Raw genomic sequence first — 6,752 nt, 5'->3', positions numbered from 1 at the left:
GCCCAGGATCTTGCCGTGGCCCCGGCCAGCATGGCCGTCTCCTGATCCTGCTTCGGGGCTGTCGTCGAACAGCAGCTTGGTGACGCCTTCGTCGCGGCCGTTGGCAATGGCGCGGCCCGAGGCCGCCCAGGGGAACAGGCCCTTCTTGACCTTGATGCCCTGCTGCTTGGCCTGGTCTTCGGTCAGGCCCACCCAGGCCACTTCGGGGTCGGTGTAGGCCACGCTGGGGATCACGCGGGCGTTGAAGGCGGCGCTGGCCAGTTCCTTGTTGCCCTGCAATTCGCCGGCGATCACTTCCGCCGCCACATGCGCCTCGTGCACCGCCTTGTGCGCCAGCATGGGCTGGCCCACGATGTCGCCGATGGCGAAGATGTGCGGCACATTGGTGCGCATCTGGATGTCCACGTTGATGAAACCGCGGTCCGTCACAGACACGCCGGCCTTGTCGGCAGCGATCTTCTTGCCGTTGGGGGTGCGGCCCACGGCCTGCAGCACCAGGTCGTAGGTGCCTTCGCTCTTCGTGCCGTCCAGGCCCTCGAACTGCACCTGGATGCCTTCGGGCGTGGCCTGGGCGCCCACGGTCTTGGTCTTGAGCAGGATGTTGTCGAAGCGGTGCTTGTTCATCTTCTCCCAGACCTTGACGAGGTCGCGGTCCGCGCCCTGCATCAGGCCGTCCATCATCTCGACCACGTCCAGGCGGGCGCCCAGCGTGCTGTACACCGTGCCCATTTCCAGGCCGATGATGCCGCCGCCGACGATGAGCATCTTTTGGGGCACGCCCTGCAGCGCCAGTGCGCCGGTGGAGTCCACCACGCGCGGATCGTCGGGCATGAAGGGCAGGCGCACGGCCTGGCTGCCAGCGGCGATGATGGCCTTCTTGAACGCCACCACCTTTTTGCTGCCGGTCTTGTCCTGGCCGGTGCCGGTGGTTTCGCGGGATCGGCGCTGTTGGTGAGCAGGGCGGCAGCGGAGGCTGCGGTGGCCGACAGCGTGATCCTGCGCACGCCCTGGGGCATGCTGGCGCTGCTGCTGGGCTTCCTGGGCATCAAGGCACTGGTGATCTGGACGCTGGCGCGCGTGACCGCCATGCCCTACCAGGAGCGGCCGGTGTTCACGCTGCTGCTGGCGCAGGGCGGCGAGTTCGCCTTCGTGGTGTTCCAGGCCGGCGCGGGCTTTCGCGCGATTCCGGCCGAGATGGCGTCGCTGCTGATCGGCGCGGTAGCCTTGTCCATGCTGATCAGCCCGCTGCTGCTGGTGCTGCTGGACCGGGTGCTGCTCAAGCGCTTTGCCACGCTGAAGACCGCCCCGCAGGCGCAGGAGATCTCCGAGCCGCAGTCGGCGCCGGTGATCATTGCCGGCTTCGGGCGCTATGGGCAGATCGTGGCGCGCATGATGCTGGCGCAGGGCGTGCCCGCCACGGTGCTGGACCACAGCGTGGAGATGCTGGAGGTGGCCCACACCTTTGGCTACCGCGTGTTCTATGGCGACGCCACGCGCGTGAACCTGCTGCGCATGGCCGGCGCCGAGCATGCGCGCATCCTGGTGGTGGCGGTGGACGCGCCGGAGCAGTCGCTCAAGATCGTGCAACTGGCGAAGAAGCACTTTCCCCAGTTGCAGATCGTGGCGCGCGCGCGCGACGTGACGCACTGGCACGCGCTGCGCGATCTGGGCGTGGAGCATGTGGAACGCGAGGTGTTCGAGTCCAGCCTGCGCACCGCACGCACGGTGCTGGAGCTCAACGGCCTGTCGCCGCAAGAGGCCGACACCTTGGCCGAGCGCTTCCGCGCGCACAACATGGCGCTGTCCAACCGCATGTACGAGCACCACAACGACCGCGAGGCCATGATCGCCGTCGCCAAGCAGGGCCGCGCCCAGCTGGTGGAGCAGATGGCCAAGGAGCGCCAGGAACGCATGGCCGCGGCGGAGGCTGGCGCCGGCCTGCCGCCCGATGTGCCCCAGGCACCCAAGGCTCCATAACAAAAGAGCCTGTAGCGCCCACCTATCAAGCGCTACAAGCTCTCGTATCAATAGCAGATTACCGCTACCCCTCCACACGCCGTGTGAGGGAGGGTAAGGGGCTGAACCGCTCAGCGAAGGGTCAGTCGGCCGTCGCGCCGGACTCCTTCACCACCTTGCCCCACTTCACGCTTTCGGCCTTGATGAAGGCGGCGAACTGCTCGGGTGTCTCGGCCACTACGTCACCGCCCTGCTCGGCGATCTTCTTCTTCACGTCGGCCTGGTTCAGCACCTTGATCAGCGCGGCGTGCAGCTTGTCCAGCACCGGCTTGGGCGTGCCGGCCGGCGCAAACATGCCGAACCAGGAGGTTGCCTCGTAGCCGGGCACGCCGGCTTCGGCGATGGTCGGCACGTCAGGCAGCTCGGGCGAGCGCTTGGCGGTGGTCACGGCGATGGGGCGCAGCTTGCCCGAGCGCACGTGCTGGATGGCCGAGGGCATGTTGTCGAACATGACGGAGGTCTGGCCGCCCAGCAGGTCGGTCATGGCGGGGGCGCTGCCCTTGTAGGGGATGTGCAGCAGATCGGTGCCGGTCATGCTCTTGAAGAGCTCGCCCGACACGTGGGGCGACGCGCCGCTGCCGGGCGAGCCATACGTGATCTTGCCGGGGTTGGCCTTGGCATAGGCGATCATTTCCTTCACGGTCTTGAACGGCTGGCTGGGGTGTGCGACCAACAGGTTGGGCACCGTGGCCACGCGCGACAGCGGCGCAAAGTCCTTCACCGGGTCGAAGGGCATCTTCTTGTACAGCGACTGGTTGATGGCGTGCGTGCCCACCGTGCCCATGAACAGGGTGTAGCCGTCGGCCGCGGCCTTGGCGGCCAGCGATCCGCCAATGTTGCCGCCCGCTCCGGGCTTGTTGTCCACCACGACGGACTGGCCCAGCTCGGTGGTGAGGCCCTGGCCCACGATGCGCGCCAGGATGTCGGTGGTGCCGCCGGCCGAGAACGGCACGATGATGGTGATGGGCTTGGTGGGGAAGTTCTGCGCCAGGGCGCCCAGGGGCAGCGCGCCGGCGGCGGCCACGGCCAGGGAGGCCAGCAGCGTGCGGCGGGTGGTGTGATGAAGGTTGGTCATGCTTGTTTCCTCTTTCTCTAGGATTGGATGAATGGAAGGAAGCGGCGTGGGCAGCGCAGCAAGCCGCACTGCATCGCCGCCCGCGGTCTCAGCCGCGCAGGAACTGCGCCAGGGCCTCGTCAAAGGCCTGCGGCGCTTCCAGGTTGGACAGGTGCGAAGCCGGCACCTCGGCCAGCCGCGCACCGGCAATGGCCGCCTGCATGAAGCGGCTGTCGGCCACGGTGGTCACGGGGTCGGCGCTGCCGGCCACTATCAGCGTGGGCACGTCGATGCCACCGACCTGCGAGCGCAGGTCGGCCAGCGCCAGGGCTTCGCAGCAGGCGGCATAGCCCTCAGGGGAAATGCCGGCAATCCAGCTCTGCGCGCGCAGCACCACGTCCGGCTCGGCCGCGCAGAAGGCTGGGGTGAACCAGCGCGCGGGTGACGATGCGGCCAGCTCCGCCATGGCGTCACGGCCCTTTTCGCGCACCAGCGCGGCGCGGGCCTGCCAGCCTTCGGCCGTGCCGATCTTGGCGGCGCTGTTGCACACGGCCAGGCTCAGCAGGCGCTGGGGCTGGTGCACGCCCAGCCACAGGCCCGTGAAGCCGCCCATGGAGATGCCGCAGAAGTGCGCACGCTCGATCCGCAGCGCATCCAGCAGCGCGACCACGTCGCCGCCCAGCAGTTCGAAGGTGTAGGGGCCGGGTGTCACCACGCTCGCGCCGTGGCCGCGCGTGTCGTAGCGCACCACGCGGAAGTCCTGGGCGAAGCGCGCGGCCTGCGCGTCCCACATCTCCAGCGTGGTGCCCAGGGAGTTGGAAAACACCAGGGCCGGGGCGCCCTCGGGGCCTTGCACGCACACGCGCAGGCGCCCGCCCTGCACATCCACCCAGCGTTCTTGCTTGTTCATGCTCGCTCCTCGGGTCACGCGACGCGCTTACACGCGCTCCAGCACCACGGCGATGCCCTGGCCCACGCCGATGCACATGGTGCACAGCGCGTAGCGGCCGCCCAGCGTGTGCAGCTGGTTCACGGCGGTGGTGGCCAGGCGCGCGCCCGAGGCCCCCAGCGGGTGGCCCAGGGCGATGGCGCCGCCCCACTGGTTGACGCGCTTGTCGTCATCGGCAACACCCAGGTCGCGCAGCACGGCCAGGCCCTGTGCGGCGAAGGCTTCGTTCAGCTCGATCACGTCCATCTGGTCCAGCGTCAGGCCGGTCTGGGCCAGCACCTTGCGCACGGCAGGCGCGGGGCCAAAGCCCATGATGCGCGGCGCCACGCCGGCCACGGCCATGCCCACCACGCGGGCGCGGGGCACCAGGTTGTATTGCTGGGCGGCCGCCTCATCGGCCAGCAGCAGCGCGCAGGCGCCGTCGTTCACGCCGCTGGCGTTGCCGGCCGTGACGGTGCCGCCCTCGCGCACCACGCCCTTGAGCTTGGCCAGCGCCTCCAGCGTGGTGGCGCGCGGATGCTCGTCCTGGCTGACCACGACGGCGTCGCCCTTCTTCTGGGGAATGACGACGTTGACGATTTCCTTGGCCAGGTAGCCGGCGGCCATCGCGGCGGCGGCCTTTTGCTGGCTGGCCAGGGCCATGCGGTCCTGGGCCTCGCGCTCGATCTTGAAATCGTCAGCCACGTTCTCGGCCGTCTCGGGCATGGAGTCCACGCCGTACTGAGCCTTCATCAGCTTGTTGATGAAGCGCCAGCCGATGGTGGTGTCGTACACCGCGTTGCTGCGGCTGAAGGCGCTTTCCGCCTTGGGCATCACGAAGGGCGCGCGGCTCATGGACTCGACGCCGCCAGCGATCATCAAGCGCGCCTCGCCCGACTTGATGGCGCGCGCGGCGGAGCCCACGGCGTCCAGGCCCGAGCCGCACAGGCGGTTGATGGTGGCGCCGGGCACGTCGATGGGCAGGCCGGCCAGCAGGCTGGACATGCGCGCCACGTTGCGGTTGTCCTCGCCGGCCTGGTTGGCGTTGCCATACAGCACGTCATCCACCGCTGCCCAGTCCACGCCAGGGTTGCGCTCCATCAGCGCCTTGATGGGCAACGCGCCCAGGTCGTCGGTGCGCACGCTGGAGAGGGCGCCGCCGTAGCGGCCGAAGGGGGTGCGGATCGCGTCGCAGATGAAGGCTTGGCGGGCGTTGCTCATGGTGTCTCCGAAGGGAATATCAAAAAAGTGAGCTGCCAGCGCTTGTCCATCAAGCGCTGGAGGCCGTTTTGGTACTTATTGCTGTGCGGGCTGGATCGGCAGGCCGACGATGCGCTCCAGTTCCTCGTGCGAGAGGCCGGGCACGGTGTCGATCAGGCGCAGGCCCTGGGGCGTGCATTCCAGCGTGCACAGGTCGGTGTAGATGCGCTTGACGCAGGCCAGGCCCGTCAGGGGGTAGCTGCAGGCCTGGACCACCTTGCATTCGCCGGTCTTGCTGACCAGATCCATCATCACCCAGGTGGACTTGGCGCCCACGGCCAGGTCCATGGCGCCGCCCACGGCGGGAATGGCGCCGGGCTCGCCGGTGCTCCAGTTGGCCAGGTCGCCCGTGGCCGACACCTGGAAGGCGCCCAGCACGCAGATGTCCAGGTGGCCGCCGCGCATCATCGCGAAGCTGTCGGCATGGTGGAAGTAGCAGCCACCGGGCAGCAGCGTCACGGGCTGCTTGCCGGCGTTGGTCAGGTCATAGTCCTCCTGGCCCTTGGCGGGTGCGGGGCCCATGCCCAGGATGCCGTTCTCGGAATGCAGCACCACCTCGCGGCCTGCGGGGATGTGGTTGGCCACCAGGGTCGGCTGGCCGATGCCCAGGTTCACATAGGCACCGTCGAAGATGTCCTGGGCCACTCGTGCGGCCAGTTCGTCCTTGGTTCGTTTTTGATAGCTGCTCACGCTGTATCTCCTTGGGCTGAACGGGCTTTACTTCTTGAATCCACCGGCCTGGGTGGCCACGCGCGGCACCTGGACGACCTTGCTCACGTAGATGCCGGGGGTGACCACGGCCTCGGGGTCCATCTCGCCCAGCTCCACCAGTTCATGCACGGTGGCCACGGTGTACTTGGCCGCCATGGCGCACACGGGGCCGAAGTTGCGCGCCGACATGCGGTAGGTCAGGTTGCCCCAGCGGTCGCCCTTCTCGGCCTTGACCAAGGCCACATCGCCGTAGATGGGGTACTCCAGCACGTAGTGCTTGCCGTTGATCTCGCGGGTTTCCTTGCTTTCGGCCAGCTGCGTGCCATAGGCCGTGGGGCAGAAGAAGGCGCCGATGCCGGCGCCCGCGGCGCGCATGCGCTCGGCCAGGTTGCCCTGGGGCACCAGTTCCAGTTCGATCTTGCCGCTGCGGTACAGCTCGTCGAACACATAGCTGTCCACCTGGCGCGGGAAGCTGCAGATGATCTTGCGCACCTGCCCGCTCTTGAGCAGCGCGGCCAGGCCGGCATCGCCGTTGCCGGCGTTGTTGTTGACCACGGTGAGGTCGCGCGCGCCTTGGGCGATCAGGCCGTTGATCAGTTCAATGGGGTTGCCCGAAGTGCCAAAGCCGCCAATCAGTACGGTGGCGCCGTCCTGCACGCCCGCGAGCGCCTCGGCAACGGAATCCGCAATCTTGTTGATCATGTGTTGCTGGTCCAGTGAGGGAAAAGACGGATAGGAAATTCAACCGCATGAGGCCAAGTATGGCACGAGTTTTGGGCCTCG

Annotated in this window: 6 protein-coding genes and 1 pseudogene; 1 reads left to right on the top strand and 6 read right to left on the bottom strand. The window is 68.0% G+C overall.

Features of this window, described 5'->3' with window-relative positions:
- A partial coding sequence (locus ACODS0_RS27705; protein WP_488838454.1) for a dihydrolipoyl dehydrogenase family protein occupies positions 1–1,098 on the bottom strand: 1,098 nt, incomplete at its 3' end.
- Here ACODS0_RS27705 and ACODS0_RS27700 point away from each other — a divergent pair.
- Positions 988–1,977, top strand: a pseudogene (locus ACODS0_RS27700) (NAD-binding protein); the annotation flags it as partial. The gene ACODS0_RS27705 and the pseudogene ACODS0_RS27700 overlap by 111 nt on opposite strands.
- A gap of 121 nt (positions 1,978–2,098) precedes the next feature.
- Here ACODS0_RS27700 and ACODS0_RS27695 read toward each other — a convergent pair.
- From ACODS0_RS27695 to ACODS0_RS27675, 5 genes are all read right to left on the bottom strand, one after another.
- A complete protein-coding gene (locus ACODS0_RS27695; RefSeq protein ID WP_187723858.1) occupies positions 2,099–3,091 on the bottom strand; it encodes a Bug family tripartite tricarboxylate transporter substrate binding protein in 993 nt (330 codons plus the stop codon).
- 88 nt (positions 3,092–3,179) lie between these two features.
- Positions 3,180–3,980: a 3-oxoadipate enol-lactonase gene (gene pcaD / locus ACODS0_RS27690; protein ID WP_135149213.1), complete on the bottom strand. Its 801-nt coding sequence runs from the start codon at positions 3,978–3,980 to the stop codon at positions 3,180–3,182.
- Positions 3,981–4,007: 27 nt separating this feature from the next.
- Entirely contained in the window at positions 4,008–5,219 is a 1,212-nt protein-coding gene (gene pcaF, locus ACODS0_RS27685) for a 3-oxoadipyl-CoA thiolase (RefSeq protein WP_015914173.1), read from the bottom strand.
- Between the two features lie 75 nt (positions 5,220–5,294).
- A complete protein-coding gene (locus ACODS0_RS27680; protein ID WP_088888401.1) occupies positions 5,295–5,948 on the bottom strand; it encodes a 3-oxoacid CoA-transferase subunit B in 654 nt (217 codons plus the stop codon).
- A 27-nt stretch (positions 5,949–5,975) separates the two neighbouring features.
- Positions 5,976–6,671, bottom strand: coding sequence for a 3-oxoacid CoA-transferase subunit A (locus ACODS0_RS27675; protein ID WP_187723857.1), 696 nt, complete (start codon positions 6,669–6,671; stop codon positions 5,976–5,978).
- Positions 6,672–6,752 lie beyond the last annotated feature (81 nt).

This window comes from Acidovorax sp. FG60 (assembly GCF_057808995.1).
Note: the sequence above shows the minus strand (reverse complement) of the source record. Positions and strands in the feature narration are given on the sequence as shown.

Coding starts and splice junctions, on each gene's coding strand:
- pcaF (WP_015914173.1), bottom strand. CDS start 5,219: ATGAGCAACGCCCGCCAAGCCTTCATCTGCGACGCGATCCGCACCCCC.
- ACODS0_RS27695 (WP_187723858.1), bottom strand. CDS start 3,091: ATGACCAACCTTCATCACACCACCCGCCGCACGCTGCTGGCCTCCCTG.
- pcaD (WP_135149213.1), bottom strand. CDS start 3,980: ATGAACAAGCAAGAACGCTGGGTGGATGTGCAGGGCGGGCGCCTGCGC.
- ACODS0_RS27675 (WP_187723857.1), bottom strand. CDS start 6,671: ATGATCAACAAGATTGCGGATTCCGTTGCCGAGGCGCTCGCGGGCGTG.